General features: G+C 40.4%; 14 protein-coding genes. 1 reads left to right on the forward strand and 13 read right to left on the reverse strand.

Features of this window, described 5'->3' with window-relative positions; all coding sequences use genetic code 11:
• Positions 1 to 23: 23 nt before the first annotated feature.
• The 8 genes from dexB (AX662_RS06750) to AX662_RS06785 all read right to left on the reverse strand — a co-directional run bounded on the left by dexB (AX662_RS06750) (position 24) and on the right by AX662_RS06785 (position 10,736).
• A complete protein-coding gene (gene dexB / locus AX662_RS06750; RefSeq protein WP_060971985.1) occupies positions 24 to 1,634 on the reverse strand; it encodes a glucan 1,6-alpha-glucosidase DexB in 1,611 nt (536 codons plus the stop codon).
• 224 nt (positions 1,635 to 1,858) lie between these two features.
• Positions 1,859 to 3,322: a sucrose phosphorylase gene (gene gtfA, locus AX662_RS06755; RefSeq protein ID WP_060971986.1), complete on the reverse strand. Its 1,464-nt coding sequence runs from the start codon at positions 3,320 to 3,322 to the stop codon at positions 1,859 to 1,861.
• Entirely contained in the window at positions 3,315 to 4,250 is a 936-nt protein-coding gene (locus AX662_RS06760) for a carbohydrate kinase family protein (protein ID WP_060971987.1), read from the reverse strand. Before AX662_RS06760 ends, gtfA begins: the two co-directional genes overlap by 8 nt.
• 106 nt (positions 4,251 to 4,356) lie before the next feature.
• Entirely contained in the window at positions 4,357 to 5,490 is a 1,134-nt protein-coding gene (locus tag AX662_RS06765) for an ABC transporter ATP-binding protein (protein WP_060971988.1), read from the reverse strand.
• An 81-nt stretch (positions 5,491 to 5,571) separates the two neighbouring features.
• Positions 5,572 to 6,405: a carbohydrate ABC transporter permease gene (locus AX662_RS06770; protein ID WP_060971989.1), complete on the reverse strand. Its 834-nt coding sequence runs from the start codon at positions 6,403 to 6,405 to the stop codon at positions 5,572 to 5,574.
• A 16-nt stretch (positions 6,406 to 6,421) separates the two neighbouring features.
• On the reverse strand, positions 6,422 to 7,288 hold the full coding sequence (locus tag AX662_RS06775; RefSeq protein ID WP_060971990.1) for a carbohydrate ABC transporter permease: 867 nt from the start codon (positions 7,286 to 7,288) through the stop codon (positions 6,422 to 6,424).
• Positions 7,289 to 7,304: 16 nt separating this feature from the next.
• Positions 7,305 to 8,555 carry an extracellular solute-binding protein gene (locus AX662_RS06780; protein WP_060971991.1) on the reverse strand — a complete coding sequence of 417 codons (1,251 nt, stop codon included), beginning with the start codon at positions 8,553 to 8,555 and terminating at the stop codon, positions 7,305 to 7,307.
• 15 nt (positions 8,556 to 8,570) lie between these two features.
• A complete protein-coding gene (locus AX662_RS06785) occupies positions 8,571 to 10,736 on the reverse strand; it encodes an alpha-galactosidase (RefSeq protein WP_060971992.1) in 2,166 nt (721 codons plus the stop codon).
• A gap of 105 nt (positions 10,737 to 10,841) precedes the next feature.
• On the opposite strand from AX662_RS06785, the gene AX662_RS06790 reads away from it, so the two are divergent.
• Positions 10,842 to 11,669, forward strand: a complete 828-nt coding sequence (locus AX662_RS06790) for an AraC family transcriptional regulator (RefSeq protein WP_060971993.1) — start codon at positions 10,842 to 10,844, stop codon at positions 11,667 to 11,669.
• Between the two features lie 169 nt (positions 11,670 to 11,838).
• Here the strand turns inward: AX662_RS06790 and dexB (AX662_RS06795) are convergent, their stop codons facing one another.
• From dexB (AX662_RS06795) to AX662_RS06815, 5 genes are all read right to left on the reverse strand, one after another.
• The gene (dexB, locus tag AX662_RS06795; RefSeq protein ID WP_060971994.1) at positions 11,839 to 13,449 is read right to left on the reverse strand and encodes a glucan 1,6-alpha-glucosidase DexB; all 1,611 of its coding nucleotides are present in this window, start codon (positions 13,447 to 13,449) and stop codon (positions 11,839 to 11,841) included.
• A 232-nt stretch (positions 13,450 to 13,681) separates the two neighbouring features.
• Complete coding sequence (locus AX662_RS06800; protein ID WP_060971995.1) at positions 13,682 to 14,986, reverse strand: sensor histidine kinase; 1,305 nt, start codon at positions 14,984 to 14,986, stop codon at positions 13,682 to 13,684.
• Positions 14,983 to 15,636 (reverse strand): response regulator transcription factor, encoded by a 654-nt coding sequence (locus AX662_RS06805; protein WP_060971996.1) that lies wholly within the window; start codon positions 15,634 to 15,636, stop codon positions 14,983 to 14,985. The genes AX662_RS06800 and AX662_RS06805 overlap by 4 nt, the downstream gene beginning before the upstream one ends.
• Before the next feature lie 71 nt (positions 15,637 to 15,707).
• Positions 15,708 to 17,084, reverse strand: coding sequence for an ABC transporter permease (locus tag AX662_RS06810; RefSeq protein ID WP_060971997.1), 1,377 nt, complete (start codon positions 17,082 to 17,084; stop codon positions 15,708 to 15,710).
• Between the two features lie 13 nt (positions 17,085 to 17,097).
• The gene (locus tag AX662_RS06815; RefSeq protein WP_014632914.1) at positions 17,098 to 17,730 is read right to left on the reverse strand and encodes an ABC transporter ATP-binding protein; all 633 of its coding nucleotides are present in this window, start codon (positions 17,728 to 17,730) and stop codon (positions 17,098 to 17,100) included.
• Between the last annotated feature and the right edge of the window lies 1 nt (position 17,731).

Here is a 17,731-nt window from a genome sequence, read left to right on the forward strand (position 1 = left end):
TTAGTTGGCAACCACTTTTCTTTTTATTTCATCTTCACACAAATAGCATCCCAGGCTTGGAGTTTGCCTTGGTCTGTAATTGGCTCTAATTCGGTATTTGCAATGACAACTTCTGCTCTTTCGAAATCATAACAGAAGTCTTGTTCTTGGTCCGATAGGTTGACTACAACCAGATAACTGCTATCTTTAGTTTTCCGAATGTAAGCAAAGACTTTGTCAGTTGTCTCCAAGAGTTCAAAGTCAGCATCTACCAACCAATCTTGAGTCTTACGAAGCTCTACGAGCTTCTGATATGTATAGAAAATTGATTCTGGATTGGCAAGGGCTGATTCAACATTTATGTCCTTATAGTTTGGATTAACAGGTAACCAAGTCTTATCCGATATGCTAAATCCAGCATTTTTAGACGTATCCCATTGCATTGGTGTTCGAGCATTGTCACGACCCACTTGACGGATTTGGTCCATGATAACTTCTATCGCTGCCCCTTTTTCGAGAGCTTCTTTGGCATAGTTGAGAGATTCAATGTCATTCAATTCTTCCAAAGTTCTAAAAGGATAATTGGTCATGCCGATTTCTTCACCTTGATAAATGTAAGGTGTTCCTCTCATCAGATGAAGGAGGATAGCCAAGGCCTTGGCTGACTTCTCACGATAGACACCAGTATCTCCCCACATTGAGAGAATACGAGGCAGATCATGGTTATTCCAAAAAAGTGAGTTCCAACCTTGTCCCAACTCTAACTCGGTTTGCCATTTATTAAAAATAGCCTTAAGTGCTGAAACATCCAACTCCTTCTCATACTCCCATTTAGGGCTATCTGGCTTATGCTGAAGTCCAATATGTTCAAACTGGAAAACCATGGAAAGTTCTTGATTATCTGGATTTGAATACTGTTTAGCAATTTCCGGTGTTGCTCCCCAGGTTTCACCAACGGTTAGAAGGTCGTGCTTTCCAAAGCTTGCCTGGTTCATCTCCTTGATATAATCGTGAAGTTTTGGACCGTTTGTATCAATCAGTTGATCTGGGATCTTACCAATCATATCAATCACATCCATGCGGAAACCACCGATTCCCTTATCAATCCAGAAATTCATCATGTCATAAACTTTCTGGCGCAACCGTGGATTTTCCCAGTTGAGGTCTGGCTGTTTCTTACTAAAGAAATGCAGATAATATTGGCCTGAGGTCTCATCATATTCCCAAGCGGAGCCACTAAAGATAGACACTAACTCATTAGGTTTGTCTCGCCAGATGTAGAAATCTCGTTCAAGACTTTCTGGATTATCACGCGCTTCGATGAACCATGCATGCTCATCAGACGTATGGTTAACCACCAAGTCCATAACAATTTGAATATCACGCTTCTTGGCTTCCGCCAAAAGCTCATCCATGTCACTCATGTCTCCAAAAATATCTGCAATAGCCTCATAGTTAGCAATATCATAGCCATTGTCATCCATTGGACTGTCATAGACAGGCGAAAGCCATAGGGCTGTAATTCCGAGTTTTTGAAGATAATCTAGTTTACTTGTAATCCCCTTGAGATCACCGATACCATCACCATTGGAATCCATGAATGATTTAGGGTAAATTTGATAAATCGTAGCTTTATGCCACCAGTGTTTTTGCATACTTGTCTTCCTTTCGAAAATCATTCTTTAGTTATTTTGACTGCTTACTATCCAGATTAACTTTCTTGAGTTAAGGTAAGCATTTTTCATTTCTAGTTTTATTTTACGCTTCTTATCTATTTGTGCAAGCGTTTTCGTTTTTTATTTTGAAAAAGTTCTCCTGGAGATAGGGGAGAACTTTCATATATATCTGTTATCGATTATCGATAACAAGGATAACATAATTAAATTGTGAAGACTTTTTCCTGACCATTTTCCGTGTAAGCCACACGTCCAGTTTTAGCTTTCAAGTCAATAGTTAAACTTGCACGTTCAGCACCATTTTCCCAAGAGAGTAGCAATTCGGTCGGACTTGGAGCTTGTGCAGTAAAATCACCTTCGAAGGCTGGGTGTTGATTTCGGAAGCGGATAAGGTTAACTAAACGTTTAACCACTTCAGTTTCTGCCGCTGCTGCGATTTCTTTTTCATCAAAATTATGGCGGTTGATTTCACGACCATCGCCTCGTGCTTCGACTGCTTCAACATCGTTCTTACCTGCGAGTAAACCAACATAGTAGATTTGTGGAATACCTGGTGCGAAGACTTGTAGAGCTCGTGCAGCGAGGTAAGTATCATCATCTTCACCAAAGAGAGAATAAATCGTTGAGCGAATTTGATGGACATCAAAACCATCCTCATCCTTATGCTCATCCGATACGATAAGACTGAGGTTAGCACCTCGATCTAAAGCCAAGTCAACCAACTTACGAGCATCTTTACTATCTATAAGTCCATCTAAGTCTGGTTTGACCGGAAGGCCATCATGGCAATCAAGCATCGTAAATTGACCATGTGGACGTGTTTGAAGATAATCAACAAGAAACTTAGATTCTTCATTACTAAGAGCCTCAAAAATACGGTACGGCAAGATAAAGTCATAAATCCAGCAACCATGCTCTGCCAATTTGTATTGAATAGAATAATGGGCGTGCACCTCTGGTAAGAGGGCAATATCGTAAGATTTCGCCACATCAAGAATCCAGTCAAGGAAATCATAGATATCAGGCTCTACAAAGAAACATGATGTTCCAAGTTTTTTCAAAACATAGCCGACAGCATCTAGTCGAATAATCTTAACCCCATTGTCATGGAAATGTTTAAAAATATCGACAAACAGTTGTTTTACTTGCTCTGAGTGTACATCCAAGTCAATTTGTTCAGATGGGATTGTTTTACCAAAAGTTGTCCAAACTTTTTCTACTTCACCAGTCTTTTCAATAATGAACTCTGAATACGGTACTTTGCGACGCAAGAACATTTGATCAATATCAGATTGAACTGGGACACCATCTTCCCAAATTTTTTCAAGCGTCAAGAAATAATCAGCATATTGAGAATCACGGCCATTTTTCAAGAAATCTTGGAAATATGGAGATTTTTGAGAAATGTGGTTAACCATGATATCAAGAAGAATATCGTAATCCTCTGCAAGATTTCTCATATCCTCCCAGTCACCAAACTGAGGATCGATTTCAAAATAGGTTAATGGTGCAAAACCACGGTCCCCTGAAGAAGGGTAGGGTGGCAGAATGTGGATTCCACCTTCAAAAAGGTTTGGAAAGTAAGTATCTAGATTTGATTTAAGTGCTTTTAAATTTCCACCAAGTGAATCTGGATAGGTAATGAGTTGTACCTTATTTTTAACCATTGAATACATCCTCCAATTTTTCCAATGTTGGCAATTCAACGACTGCTCCAACATACTGTAATTTATAGGCTGAGGTACGACTGCCATCGTCTACAGCTTCTAGAATTGTTTTTCCTTTACAAAGCCCTGTGTAGAAGCCTGACCAGAAAGCATCGCCTGCACCTGTCGCATCGACAACTTTTGTGGCTTTGGTTTTTCTACGAACCATTTGCTCTTTATTAGCAACAACTAGACCATCTTTGCCAAGTGTCATGACGACCAGTTTAGCACCCAAATCCAGGAATTTCTTGATTTGATTGTCAACAGTGTCAGGTCCAAAAATGCGTTCGGCATCATCTTCAGAAGGTTTGATAATATCTACATGTTTAATCAACTCTTTTATGTAGTCAATACCGTCATGTCCTTCTTGCCAGAGGGCAGGATGATAGTTAGGGTCAAAGGAAATCAAGGTTCCTTCTGCTTTGGCTTGTTCAATCAAACTTTCAATGGTTTGACGAGAGTGCTCTTGAGAAATTGGCCATGATGAGAAATGAAGAATCTTGCTTTCAGAAGCCAGTTCTTTCAATTCGTTAGTGTAATCCAGCTGGTAATCAGCACCACGATAAAAGATAGGAATCGGTGTGCCAGTCGTTTTATTGACCAAAACCATACTGGTAGATGCCTTGTTTTCCTGAATAATGCCATCGGTTAGGCCACGCTGGTTGATAGTCTCTTTCAAAAACTCGCCCATACGGTCTTTACCCACAGCAGCTACCAAAGCTGAGCGTCCCCCTAAGGCTTTGACGTTCATGGCGATATTAGCAGGGGAGCCTCCAAAGAAAGGATGATAACTCCCTTCAAGATCAATCATGTCTACTAAAACCTCTCCCACTGTAAGCACATCAATTGCTTTTTCTTCCAAAGGTAAAGGCTTTTCTAAATCATACATACTTGTCTCCTTATATCAGTTTTCAAAGAAAATTGCCACCTGATAGTTTGCCTTGGACAATCGTCAGGACATTTTTACTCTATCAGAGGACAATTTTCAAACAGTTTTATCGAATAGCTTTTTCAGTAGTTACATCGAAGAAGTGTCCTTTAGCAACATTGAATGTCAAGGTAACTTTTTCGCCTGGATTGTGGAAGTCACGAGCATCAACACGGGCTGCGAACTCATCATGACCGATTTTGACGTAGAGCATCGTTTCAGCTCCGAGGAGTTCAGCGACATTCACTTCTGCTTCTACTGTAGCATTTGGATAGGCTTCACGAGCAACAAGTTCACTGGTAACATCCTCTGGACGGATACCAAAGATGACTTTCTTACCAAGGTAACCTTTGTCTTTCAAAATTTTAAGTTGACCAAGTGGTACTTCAAGCTCAAACCCACTATCACTCACAATCTTATCGTCGTGAACAGTGACTTCGAAGAAGTTCATAGCAGGGCTACCGATGAAGCCGGCTACAAATTTATTAGCTGGAGTGTTATAAAGTTCTTGAGGTGTACCGATTTGTTCCACACGTCCGATTGTTCCTGAACCATCAGGATTTTTTGTTGAACTCATGATGACGATACGGTCAGCCAAGGTCATAGCTTCAGTTTGGTCGTGTGTAACATAGATTGTTGTTGAACCGATACGTTGGTGAATTTTAGCGATTTCAGCACGCATTGACACACGAAGTTTAGCATCCAAGTTTGAGAGAGGTTCGTCCATGAGGAAGACTTTGGCGTCACGAACGATGGCACGTCCCATGGCTACACGTTGGCGTTGTCCACCTGAAAGGTCAGCTGGTTTACGTTCCAAAAATTCTTTAAGTCCAAGAATATCTGCTGCTTCACGAACACGTTTATCAATTTCTTCCTTGCTATATTTACGTAATTTAAGACCAAATGCCATGTTATCGTAAACTGTCATATGTGGGTACAAAGCGTAGTTTTGGAAGACCATAGCGATGTCACGATCTTTAGGTGATTTGTCGTTAACGACTTCACCATCGATTTTCAATTGCCCCTCAGTGATGTCTTCAAGTCCTGCGACCATGCGAAGTGTTGTTGATTTACCACACCCTGATGGTCCGACAAAGACGATGAACTCTTTATCTTTGATATTGAGGTTAAAATCTTCTACTGCATAATGTGTAGCATTTGGGTATTTTTTGTGGATGTGGTTAAGGTTTAATTCGACCATTGTTTTCTCCCTTTATCTGAGTGATTCTTTCTTTGATTGTTACTGTTATATTTTATTGAGTTGGGCTAGTGTCTAAATAGCTTATTTTACTGCACCGTTGCTCATTCCTGAAATGATATTCTTTTGGAAAATAAGGTAAACGATTGTGATGGTAATGATACCTACGATGTATGATGCGAAACTTGGTCCATAATCGTTGAAGTATTGCCCTTGATAGTTGTATTGGAAGAGTGGAAGCGTCCACATTTTTGAATCTTTGTTCAATACCAACAATGGAAGCATGAAGTCATTCCAGAACCAAAGGGCATTGATGATTAGGGTTGTCGCATGCATTGGTTTAAGCATTGGGAAGATGATTTGACGGTAGGTTGTGAACTTATCCGCACCATCAATTTCTGCCGCTTCATCTAAACTATCTGGCACACTAATTTTGATGTAACCTACATAAAGGAAGAGGGTTTGTGGAATGGCATATGTTAGATAAAGGATTACCAAGCCGTACATATTAGCAAGACCAAGTTTACTCATCATGACAGTGATTGGGATCATGATAACTTGGAAAGGTACAAAGATTCCCAAAATCAACAGTGAATACATGATGTTGAAAGCTTTACGTTTTGACATGTTACGAGCAATTGAGTAGGCTGCTGCTGGGATGAATATTGCTACCGCAATAAGTGAGAGGATTGTAATAACTGCTGAGTTCCAGAAGTAACCACCAATACCATCCGCAATCAAACGCTGGTAGTTGCTTAGCGTAAATGGATTAGGCAGGCTAAAGAAATGATTCATGATGTCCTTAGTAGTCTTAAAGGAACTAAAGACTGTTACCAAGAGTGGTACGAGAATGAGGATACCACCGACAACGAGGAGGGCGTATTTCCAAAAATTCGTTACTTTTTCTTCTTTTTTCATTTGTGATACTCCTCCATTAAATTTCAAATTTCTTAGATAGTTTGATTTGTAGGACTGATACGACACCGATAATCAAGAAGAGGATAATGGCAATCGCATTAGCATAACCGTATTGGTTGCTCTTGAAAGCATAGTTATAAACTAAGAGACCTAGAGAGGTTGTGGCGTTATTTGGTCCACCACCTGTAAGTGCAAAGATTTGGTCAAAAGCTGTCAACCCTGATTTAAGTGCTAGGATGAAAACCATTGAAACTGTTGGAAGCAAGTATGGCAACTCAATCTTCCAGAAGGTTTGTTTAGCAGTAGCCCCGTCAATAGCTGCAGCTTCAAGAATATCATCTGGAATACTTTGAAGACCTGCAAGGAATAAAATGATAGGCATTGCGACCCCTTGCCAAAGGAGAACAAAGATTGTTGCAATGACAGCTCCAAAGCTAGTTCCGAGTAAGCTGTCTTGCAAGAAACCGATACCCAAAACCTTACCGATTGTTGGAAGACCATAGTTAAAGAATTGTTTGAAAATCAAGGAAACAGTCAAACCAGAAAGTACTGCTGGAAAGAAGAACCAAGCACGGAAGAAGGTTTGTCCCTTAATTTTCGAATTAAGCGCACGCGCCACAACCATACCGATGAAGATTTCACCAATAATCAAAGCCAAGGTTAAGATGATGGTAAAGATGATTGCTTGGAAGAATTTTCCATCGATCATGAGAAGTTTGTAGTTATTGAGACCGACAAACTTATAGTTGTAGGTCAAACCAGTCCAGTTAGTGAGACTATAGAAGGCTCCTTGTACCATAGGGAAGTAAAAGAAGACAGCTTGTAAGATGATTGGTACGATGAGGAAGGTCCATCCCCAATATTTATTCAAAAATTTTCGCATTTTGTTATTACTCCTCCTAGTCAAGATCGGCCTTCATAGGGTTGAAGAAGGCATTGAGGTTATTAGCCATGTTATCGATATTTTGATCCATCAAGTAACTTGCACTCAAGTTAAAGAAATCTTCTTCAGAGTTCCAGTGTTGTCCCAACCAAACGTAGTGTTTATCTGTGAAGGCAAGTTGAGAAATATTAGCAAGTGGTGATTTTGGATCCTGTTTCACCCCTTCTACGGCAACTGGAGAACCATCAACATCATAATACTTTTGCATTGCCTTAGCTGAGGTCATATATTCAATAAACTTCTCAGTTTCCTTAGGATGTTTTGTTTTAGCTGATACTGAGAGGGCTAAGTCCCCTGCTCCCACTGTAGCCTCATGTCCTGCCTTATCTCCAGGAAAGGCGAACATACCAATTTCAAACTTTGGATCTTGTTGTTTAACTGCCGCTAAAGCCCATGATCCTTGAGGCATCATCAAGGCTTTACCGTTGGCAAAGGCGACAACTGCATCATTATAGGAAGCACCACGCCAACCATTTTGTGCATTTTCAGCTAGAAGATCCATTTTCTTAGCATCCTCTTTTAGAGTTGGGTCAGTTGCCTTGATAGCATTTGGTTTTGAGAAACGGAGATAATCGTTTGCTTTATCTCCACTACCAGTTGTTGTAATGAATGACAATTGGTGGTATCCGTTAAGTGTCCAACCTTCTGTTCCTGCAACTGCAAATGGTGATGTACCACTATCCTTAATTTTCTTGGTAATCTCTTGGAATTCTTCAAAAGTTTTTGGTTCTTCAAGGCCAAGTTCCTTGAATTTAGTCTTGTTATAGTAGATACCAGAAACATTGGCATTCAATGGAACATTGTAAATTTTGCCATTTATGGCATACTTTTCGGCATAATTATTTTTGATTCTTTTCAAATAATCCTTACCAGTCATATCTTGGAAATAACCAGCTTTTGCCCATTCTTGAAAGTCCATATTTTGTGGGTAAATGTGGATGATATCAGGCACATCCCCAGACAGGATACGTGTCTTCAAGACGATACCAGCTGATGGAACTGTAGTTAATTTGACATGGATATTTGGGTTTTCTTTTTCAAAATCCTTTACCATTTCTTGAAGAGTATCAGTCATTTCTGTTTTTTGGTTAAAATACTCAATTGTTACTTTACCATCAGCTGACTGATCCTTCTTTTGACAGGCTGCAAGCCCCACAACAGCTAATGTTGCTAGTCCAGCCAGAGCAAGTTTTTTGTACCACTTCATTGCTTAGTCTCCTTATTAATCTTCTTTGACAAAATAAAATTGTTTACTGAGGAAGTCTCCCTGTGGAAGAACGACTGTGATTCCAGCATACATCAGTTCAGCGCCAGAATAAACTTGACCTGTTCCTTGTAACATGTAGTTGGCATCTTGTTCGAGATTTTTCAGTTTGAGTGTCGTTTCAACCGTCTCAACTGTTGAAAGAACTCGTATATAGGTTGCTAGAACCTTATTTTCATAGTTAAATTGAACAGCTGCTTCATTGCTTCCAGCTTCAGGATTTATGAGGCGGTATTGCTGACCAAATTGAACCACTGGACGAATATCCTTATAATGAGCGATTTGTGCAGCAATGACATCTTTTTCTTCCTGAGTCAAGCTCGTCAAATCCAATTCGTAGCCTAAATTACCCATCATAGCTACATCTCCACGCGTTTCCAGAGGTGTTATGCGTCCCATTTGGTGGTTAGGGACAGCTGACACATGAGCTCCCATAGAAATGGTTGGATAAAGATAGCTTGAACCATATTGAATCGGTAATCGTGCAATGGCATCCGTATTATCACTCGCCCAAACTTGTGGGAAATAACGCATCATACCGAGGTCGTTTCGACCACCTCCACCAGAACAAGATTCAAAGAGAATATTCTCATGCTTACTTGTAAGGAATTCCACCAAGTCATATAGTCCCAACATGTATTGATGACTCTGCATCTGACTTTCAAGGTAGTTTGCACCATTTCCGATGTTAGTCATGTTACGGTTATAATCCCATTTAACATAATCGATAGCATTATCTGTAAGAATCTTATCCAAGACATCTTTCAAGTAAGTCACCACATCTGGATTAGCCAAGTTCAACATAAGTTGGTTGCGTGAGTAGGTATGACCATAATTAGGCACTTGGATGGCCCAGTCTGGATGTTTTCGATAAAGATCGCTATCCACCGAAATCATTTCAGGCTCAAACCAAAGTCCAAACTTAAGCCCCTTGGCATGAACTTTTTCGATCAAGTCTTGAAGCGGTCCACCAAGTTTTTCTTCATTGACAAACCAATCTCCTAGAGCACGGTTGTCGTCGAAACGATTTCCAAACCAACCATCATCCAAGACAAAGAGTTCAACACCTACTTGTTTAGCATCTTCTGCTAACTCAAGAAGTTTTTCTTTTTCAAAATCAAAGTAGGTGGCCTCCCAGTTATTTAGGAGAATCGGACGTTCCTCATGGGCAAACTGCTTAGGAATGATGTAGTCTGTAACAAAGGCTTGACTTTCTTGGCTAAGTCCAGTCAAACCTTGATGGGAGTAAGTAATGAGAGCAACTGGTGTTTCAAAACTTTCGTTTGAAGCTAGTTCCCAGGCAAAGTTCTCATCCTCAATTCCGATAGCTACACGCACCTCATTGATTTGACTCTTTTGAACAAATGTTTGGAAATTACCGCTATACATGAGTTGGAAGCCCAAGGCTTCGCCTGCCCCCTCGCTTGCTTCGTGATCACAAAGAATTAAAGCTGGTGTCTGAGCATGACCTGAGGCACCACGGTTAGAAGCGACTTTAAAGATACCTTGCTCAACTCTTTGGCGACGAACCGTTTTCTCACGAGCGTAAGCACCTTGGAGAGTGACCACATCATAGTCACGAGCAGGTACATCAGCCATAGCGCTGAGTGCTCGGTGGATTACCACGGCTTGTTCAGAACGATTGATGACTTCGCTATAAGTTACAATTGTGTTGTTATCTTCAACTACTGTATAGTAGAGTTTCAATTCCAAGTTAGCGACTTTATCGACTAAGGTGAAAATAAGTGTTTCTGCATTTTCCAAAGAATGTGGATATGGAAGTTTGCCTTCTAGTGAAATCCCTTTGACCACCTCTGCTTTTGAAAATTCAAAGCGTGTCACATCTGAGACACCATGCTGGATTTTCAAAGACGGTTGACGAAAATCCCCCAAACCATGCAGGCCTACCACTTGACGTTGTGTATCATAACTATAGGTTCTGACGTCTGGATTGAGCTGTCCTGAAAAAGCATGATCTCTTTCATTTACAGCATTTGAGCCATGGTAGCGATTTACCTTTCGACCTAAGTGTCTTAGCAAAAGATCCCCGTCATGTTCTTCAATAATGAGCGACAAATCTTTGCTAGTGATGTAATAATAATTTTTGTTAACAACAATGCTCATAGTGTTCTCCTTATTTACAGGTTTAATTATAAATAATGTATGCGTTTTCTAAAATGGAATTTTGTCACTATAATATGGTAAAATGTTAGGTAAGGAGGATAAAATATGCTCATTTTTTCTGAACTTGAAACAGGAACCTTAGACCTACGACTTGATTTTTATGGCTATGAAGATTGTTTACCAGACCAGTTTTTTGGTCCTGCCATTCGAGAAAACTACGTGCTTCACTATATCACTGAAGGTAAAGGCTACCTTGAATATAAGGAGCAAAAAATCCCCCTTCAAAAGGGAGATTTCTTCCTTCTCATACCAGGTGAAGTCACTTATTATTTTGCAGATACTCAAACCCCTTGGTCTTACTATTGGCTAGGGATTAGTGGCATAAAATCTCATGAGTACTTTAATCTCTCACAAATCAATGAGACGGCTTATCTTAGGTCGTCCCCTCATACCGAAGCACTAGGCAACTTCATAGGGACCATTGTCAAAGATGCTGAACGGCTAGATGAAAGTAAGGCATCTCAACTGCACGTTATTAGCCAACTTTTTGAGCTCATGCATCAGTTGAATGCACTCTCACCAAACCTTTACCAAGAAACCATCTCGCCTAGTCAAAAACTCTATCGCGAAGCCAAACACCTAATCGATATTGGTTATAACTCACAGGACATTAGTATCCAATATATAGCTGATAAACTAGGTGTGCACCGCTCCTACTTATCTTCCATCTTCAAAGATTTTCATAAAATTTCCCCAAAAGAATACCTACTCGAAGTACGTATGAAACGCGCCAAGGAACTTTTAGAAACAACCGATCAACCCATCAAAATTATAGCTTATTCTGTAGGATATCTGGACCCTTTGCATTTTTCAAAAGCCTTCAGACAGCATTATGATTGCTCGCCAAGTCAATATCGCACCTCGAAACAATAACAATTGTCTCACTTTGGCTACATGAGTATTCTGTAATGATGAACATAAATTATTGCAATAAAACTTCTTCTCCAAAAGAATAGTCTGACATAAAATTAAATTCAAATAGAGCTTTAAGATAGAACAAATCCAGTTACCACTCCTTCGTGATAACTGGATTTTATTCTTTCTATTTCACCTTCACACAAAGGGCATCCCAGGCTTGTAGTTTGCCTTGGTCTAAGATTGGTTTCAGTTCGGTATTTGCAATGACGACTTCTGCTTTGTCAAAATCATAATCAAAGTCTTGTTCTTGGTCTGATAGATTAACCACAACTAGGTAGCTGCTATCTTGGGTCCTACGGATATAAGCAAAGACCTTATCTACCGTCTCCAAGAGTTCAAAGTCGGCATCAATCAACCAATCCTGTGTTTTGCGAAGCTCAACCAGTTTCTGATAGGTATAGAAAATCGAATCTGGATTAGCAAGGGCTGAGGCAACATTGATATCTTTATAGTTAGGATTAACAGCTAGCCATGTTTGTTCTGCTGAGCTAAAGCCAGCATTCTTACTTACATCCCACTGCATTGGTGTTCGGGCATTATCACGTCCTACATGCCGAATCTGGTCCATAATCACTTCCAGTGGTGTCCCCTTTTCAAGGGCTTCTTTGGCATTGTTGAGCGACTCAATGTTATTAACCTCATCAAGCGTTTGAAAAGGATAATTGGTCATGCCGATTTCTTCGCCCTGATAAATGTAAGGTGTCCCACGCATAAGATGTAGGAGAATAGCCAAGGCCTTGGCTGACTTCTCACGATAGGCACCAGTATCTCCCCACATTGAGAGAACACGAGGTAAGTCGTGGTTGTTCCAGAAAAGTGAGTTCCAGCCCTGTCCCAATTCCAACTCAGTCTGCCATTTGTTGAAAATCGCTTTGAGAGCTGGCACATCAAGTTCCTCTGCGTACTCCCATTGCGAGGCGTCAGGTTTATGTTGAAGGCTAATATGTTCAAACTGGAAGACCATGGAAAGCTCTTTATTGTCAGGATTCGAGTATTGTTTGGCAATCTCAGGTGTCGCTCCCCAAGTCTCACCAACCGTTAAGAAATTAGGATCAGTCAGGCTTGCTTGATGCATTTCCTTGAGGTAGTTGTGGAGCTTTGGACCATTATTGACAATCTCTTGATCTGGAATCTTACCGATGATGTCAATCGCATCCATACGGAAACCACCAATTCCCTTGTCAATCCAGAAGTCCATCATGTCATAAATTTTCTGACGGAGCTGTGGATTTTCCCAATTTAGATCTGGCTGTCTCTTACTAAAGATATGAAGGTAGTATTGGCCTGAAGGTTCATCATATTCCCAAGCTGACCCACTGAAGATTGAGGTTAACTCATTTGGCTCATTACGCCAGATGTAGAAATCACGTTCAGGACTTTCTGGATTTTCACGCGCTTCAATAAACCAAGCATGCTCATCAGACGTATGGTTCACCACCAGATCCATGATAATTCGGATATCACGCTTCTTGGCCTCCGCCAAAAGTTCATCCATGTCATTCATATCCCCAAAAATATCCGCAATAGCCTCATAGTTAGCAATATCATAACCATTGTCGTCCATCGGGCTATCATAAACAGGCGAGAGCCAAAGGGCTGTAATCCCTAGCTTTTGAAGATAGTCTAACTTACTTGTAATCCCCTTGAGGTCACCGATGCCATCACCGTTGGAATCCATGAATGACTTGGGGTAAATTTGATAAATCGTAGCCTTGTGCCACCAGTATTTTTGCATGATTCTACTCCTCGTAGTTATTATTATCGTGAGTCTGATAGTTCTATTTTACGTTTTTCTAGAAGTTATGCAAGCGTTTTCTTTTGCTGTTTAAAACATTTCAATGACCTATACTCCAGACTCCTTAAACTTTTGGTAATATTGAAAAATAATAGAGTTGAAATGTAAGGTTAGCCTTTGCTTATTTTAACAATACAAAAAAAACGATGGTTAATAGCTTAACCATCGCTTTTTACTTTTTGGGCAAGACCATAACAAAGCGCCTCCCCGTAGAACTTTCTTCAAATCTATAGCTAAGTTCCTCATGCTCTAAAAGGTATTTGACCACAAAAAGGCCTAATCCTCCTTCTTTCTTAGACTGAGCTTTAGTTGAAATATTTTCTTTAGATACACTCGTATTTTCAATGACAAAATCAGTTCCTTCATTTTCTAAACCTATTCGAATCACTCCACCCTTATCAGAATGCTTGACTGCATTACTGATGATATTTGAGAGAACCAATTTCAAAATAGGTAAATTCATGAAAATACTAGTTGCCGGAAGATAATTGTCAATTGATAGGGAGCGATTCTCAACCAACACTTGATTTTGAGTGAGTATGCGATTTACCACATCATCTAACTGAATCCACTCCTTATCACCACCTAATTCTTGAACAGAAGATAAAGACAGGATCTCTAGGACAATCTGGTTCATCTCATCGACGATGTCAAGAGAAACTAATAGGTAGCGGTCCCGATCCTTGTAGCGACCAATTTTATCTCGCATATTTTCTAGGATAATCTTCAAGCTGGCCAGAGGCGTCTTGAGCTCATGCGAGGCCCCCCGTAGGAATTCCACCTTCATCTGCTCCAACTTCAGATTTTCCTGTTTCTGCTGCTCTAGATTGTCGATCACCTCTAGGAGATGATGATAGAGGTCGTTGATCTGTTGCTTAAGGACACCGATCTCATCCTGCGAGTGAATAGGAAGACTGGCTGTCCGATCCAGCCGCTTCATCCGCTTGGTCATCTGCTTGATCTCAAGGATCGGAGCAGAAATCATGCGGGCATAGAGATAGGAGGCAATCAGCGATAGAACAAAGGAAGCAAGGAGACTATAGGGAAGAAAGCCCAGACTAATGTCCCGCGCTTCCTTTTGCGAATCGACGGTCGCTAAGAATTGCAAGGTTAAGTCTTTCCCTTCCTTGGTCTGAATCTTTCGCTCTTCAATCACCAGGGAATTATTCTGGCTGTCAGGGTTCACGAGCAGGTCATCCTTGACCTCTAGGGCATTTTGTTTTTCCTTGCCCTTAATCGAGACCTTGATATCATTGGTCTTGGAATAAAGGTCGATGACCGACTCAATGGTCCCTTCTTCCTGCCCCTGGAAACTCTTAGCCAGGGCTTGCGATTTCTTCAAAATCGTCTGGCGCTGGGACTCGATATAGGACGATGGAAAAATAAAGTAAACCGAAGCATGTAGAAGGATGACTAAGCTACTAAAAAGGGCAAAGGTAATCAGAAAGATTTTTGCAAAGATACTCCGTTTGGTCATGGTCTCTCCAATTTGTAACCGACATTGCGTACCGTTACGATACAGTCCAGCTCTAGTTTTTTTCGTAGTTCCTTGATATAGACATCGATCACCCGGTCAAAAGGTATCTCCTCAGTCTCCTTCCAGACGGCATCAAGGATCTGAGATCGGGTCCGGGCCTTGCCTTCATGCTGGAGCAGGTATTCCAAGATTTCCAACTCCTTGGCGTTCATGGAAATAGCTTGCCCAGCTATGCTAGCTGTGTAGCTCTCAAAGTCGACCCGTGCCTCTCCATAGGTGAAGACCCGGGAAGGCTGGAGCTTTTTAAAAATAGCTTCGATACGGACCTTCAAGAGGGACAAGGAGAAGGGTTTTTCCAGGTAGCCATCTGCCAACTCTCCAAAGGCCGTCAACTTATAGTCCTCATCATGGAAGGCCGTCAGCATGAGGACAGGGACTGAGCTAGTCTTGCGGATGGTCTTGAGGACTTCCAAGCCATTGAGGATAGGGAGCTGGATGTCCAGCAAGACTAGATCTGGTATCTCTCTGTGAAAGAGGTCCAGGGCCTCCTGCCCATCGCCTGCTTCAAAGACCTCATAGCCACATTCCATGAGATAGTCGCTCATCCCTTCTCGAATCAGGACTTCATCTTCTACGATTAGTATCTTCATACATTATCCTTTTAATCTATATATGGTCTCTTTCTTCCATTATACCGTTTTTTATAGGTGCAGCAAACTTATCATTCAACATCAACTAAGAGGTCCTTGGGTTTCTTGTGAAGAAGCCAGCGAGAAGAAATCAAGGATACCAAGCTTAAAATAAATCCACCGACTAGAATGACTACCAAAAGTTGCTTAGGTTGGACTGTCATGTGAATCTGAGTTAGAGTCTTACTGAAGCTTTCTGCCTCAGCCCCTCCACCAAGATTTGCAGCTAGAGATTCTTTGGTCATTTGCTTATTGATACCTTCTGTTACATTGGAAAGGACTGTATTACCAACTTTTTCGGCAAAGAAACTAGCTAAACCATATGACAAAAGAAAGGCTGGTAAGGCAATCATCAGCAATTCTATTAAAAATTGACCCGCAACCTGTGTCTTTTTAAGTCCCAAGGACAAAAAGATACCAACTTCTCTACGACGAGCATTTAACCATAAAATTAACAGAAGGGTTAGCAATAAACTTGTAAAAATGAGACTTCCAATAAACATACGATTTGCCACACGATACATCCCAAGAATAGATTTCTGTAAAGCAGGGTAATTTGACGAGCTCTTAACAAGATCGTAGAGGGACCAGTTAATATTCAACTTTTTAATCTTTGCTATCAAGGAATCAAGATTTTGATCGCCTTTAGCAAAGAAAGTGGCATCCTCATAAGTGGCAGTTTCTACAGTATTACCATAGAGTTTTGCTACTGTATCTAGATCAGTGATGAGGGTGTTTTCATACAACTCCTGAGCATAGGTAACGGCTGCTTTATTTTGACCAGAAAATAAACCTTTGATAGTCACTTCTACTGTTTCATCAGCCCTTTTTTCGTTATCAGCGTCATAGAGATTAGATTTAAGCTTTACTTTATCTCCTACATTAAGACCATTCTTTTTAGCTAAATCTTCGTGCATCAAGATTTGATTATGGTCCTTATCGGTTAGATGTTCTCCTTCAACTAGTTTATAAGCACCTGAAACAAATTTATCTTCTTTTGATGAGTCATTGACTCCTGTCAACATCAAGGTAGACTTAAAATTTTTAGCACGTTCTGGCGATTGATTTTGTAGCGTTTGCTCTGTTTCAATAATCTCATAATCTAGTAAATCACCAATACCATTTATCCGTTTAATAGTCGAAACAATTCCTTTAGTCTCACTAATCTTTTTAATATCTTCTCCCTTAAGATTTCCAGCCCCTCGAGGAGTTCCAGGATTCGTGTTACGATTAATCTGCATTGAAAAACTATTGGTAATTGCCCCTAGACTCTTGGATGCAGCTTCTTGGGTTGCACTTCGCATAGCAAGTCCTAACAAACTAAGAGTACTCATCAAAAGAATAATAGTTAACAGTAATAGTGACTTTGACCATTTTCGTGTAATATATGCAAAAGCGTTTCGAAACATAAGAGTCCTTTCTTTATTTTTTCTTTTCTATGAGTTGTTTCTTCTTCAACTCTAAAACCACATCAGATGCCTGAGCAACTTCCTTACTGTGCGTGACAACTATAACACATTTTTGGCGATCTAAGGCCATTCTTTTAAGGATAGCAATAATATCCTTGGCAGTTTCGTCGTCTAGATTTCCTGTCGGTTCATCTGCTAAGATAATCGGAGCCTCTGAAACCAAAGCCCGTGCAATAGCTACGCGTTGTTGTTGCCCACCTGATAGTTGCAGGACATTTCGATTAATTTGTTTTTCATCTAATCCCAATTCAGAAAGTATCTTCTTATCAGCATTTTTATTAACAAGTCGTACATTTTCTAAAGGTGTAAGATAATCAATGAGATTGTAATTTTGAAAAACAAGGGCAACATGGTGTCTACGATGATAACTAGAGCTTTTTTTCTTGATATTTTCTCCGTTAAACAAGACCTGCCCCTTCTTGGGATAATCAAGACCTGCCAAAAGGGAAAGTAAGGTCGTTTTTCCCGCTCCAGATTGCCCAATAATACTATAAAATTTACCTTTCTCGAAACGATAATTCACCTTCGAGAAGATAGCTTCACTTTTATTTTGATAACTATACGTAACATCTTTGAGTTCTAACATA

This window comes from Streptococcus sp. CCH5-D3, from assembly GCF_001556435.1.
Lineage (GTDB): Bacteria > Bacillota > Bacilli > Lactobacillales > Streptococcaceae > Streptococcus.

What these genes read in the sequence shown, in the direction of transcription:
- AX662_RS06765 (WP_060971988.1), bottom strand. Translation starts at nt 5,490, where the DNA reads ATGGTCGAATTAAACCTTAACCACATCCACAAAAAATACCCAAATGCT.
- AX662_RS06785 (WP_060971992.1), bottom strand. Translation starts at nt 10,736, where the DNA reads ATGAGCATTGTTGTTAACAAAAATTATTATTACATCACTAGCAAAGAT.
- AX662_RS06775 (WP_060971990.1), bottom strand. Translation starts at nt 7,288, where the DNA reads ATGCGAAAATTTTTGAATAAATATTGGGGATGGACCTTCCTCATCGTA.
- AX662_RS06760 (WP_060971987.1), bottom strand. Translation starts at nt 4,250, where the DNA reads ATGTATGATTTAGAAAAGCCTTTACCTTTGGAAGAAAAAGCAATTGAT.
- AX662_RS06815 (WP_014632914.1), bottom strand. Translation starts at nt 17,730, where the DNA reads ATGTTAGAACTCAAAGATGTTACGTATAGTTATCAAAATAAAAGTGAA.
- AX662_RS06780 (WP_060971991.1), bottom strand. Translation starts at nt 8,555, where the DNA reads ATGAAGTGGTACAAAAAACTTGCTCTGGCTGGACTAGCAACATTAGCT.
- AX662_RS06770 (WP_060971989.1), bottom strand. Translation starts at nt 6,405, where the DNA reads ATGAAAAAAGAAGAAAAAGTAACGAATTTTTGGAAATACGCCCTCCTC.
- gtfA (WP_060971986.1), bottom strand. Translation starts at nt 3,322, where the DNA reads ATGGTTAAAAATAAGGTACAACTCATTACCTATCCAGATTCACTTGGT.
- AX662_RS06790 (WP_060971993.1), top strand. Translation starts at nt 10,842, where the DNA reads ATGCTCATTTTTTCTGAACTTGAAACAGGAACCTTAGACCTACGACTT.
- AX662_RS06805 (WP_060971996.1), bottom strand. Translation starts at nt 15,636, where the DNA reads ATGAAGATACTAATCGTAGAAGATGAAGTCCTGATTCGAGAAGGGATG.
- AX662_RS06800 (WP_060971995.1), bottom strand. Translation starts at nt 14,986, where the DNA reads ATGACCAAACGGAGTATCTTTGCAAAAATCTTTCTGATTACCTTTGCC.
- AX662_RS06810 (WP_060971997.1), bottom strand. Translation starts at nt 17,084, where the DNA reads ATGTTTCGAAACGCTTTTGCATATATTACACGAAAATGGTCAAAGTCA.
- dexB (WP_060971994.1), bottom strand. Translation starts at nt 13,449, where the DNA reads ATGCAAAAATACTGGTGGCACAAGGCTACGATTTATCAAATTTACCCC.
- dexB (WP_060971985.1), bottom strand. Translation starts at nt 1,634, where the DNA reads ATGCAAAAACACTGGTGGCATAAAGCTACGATTTATCAAATTTACCCT.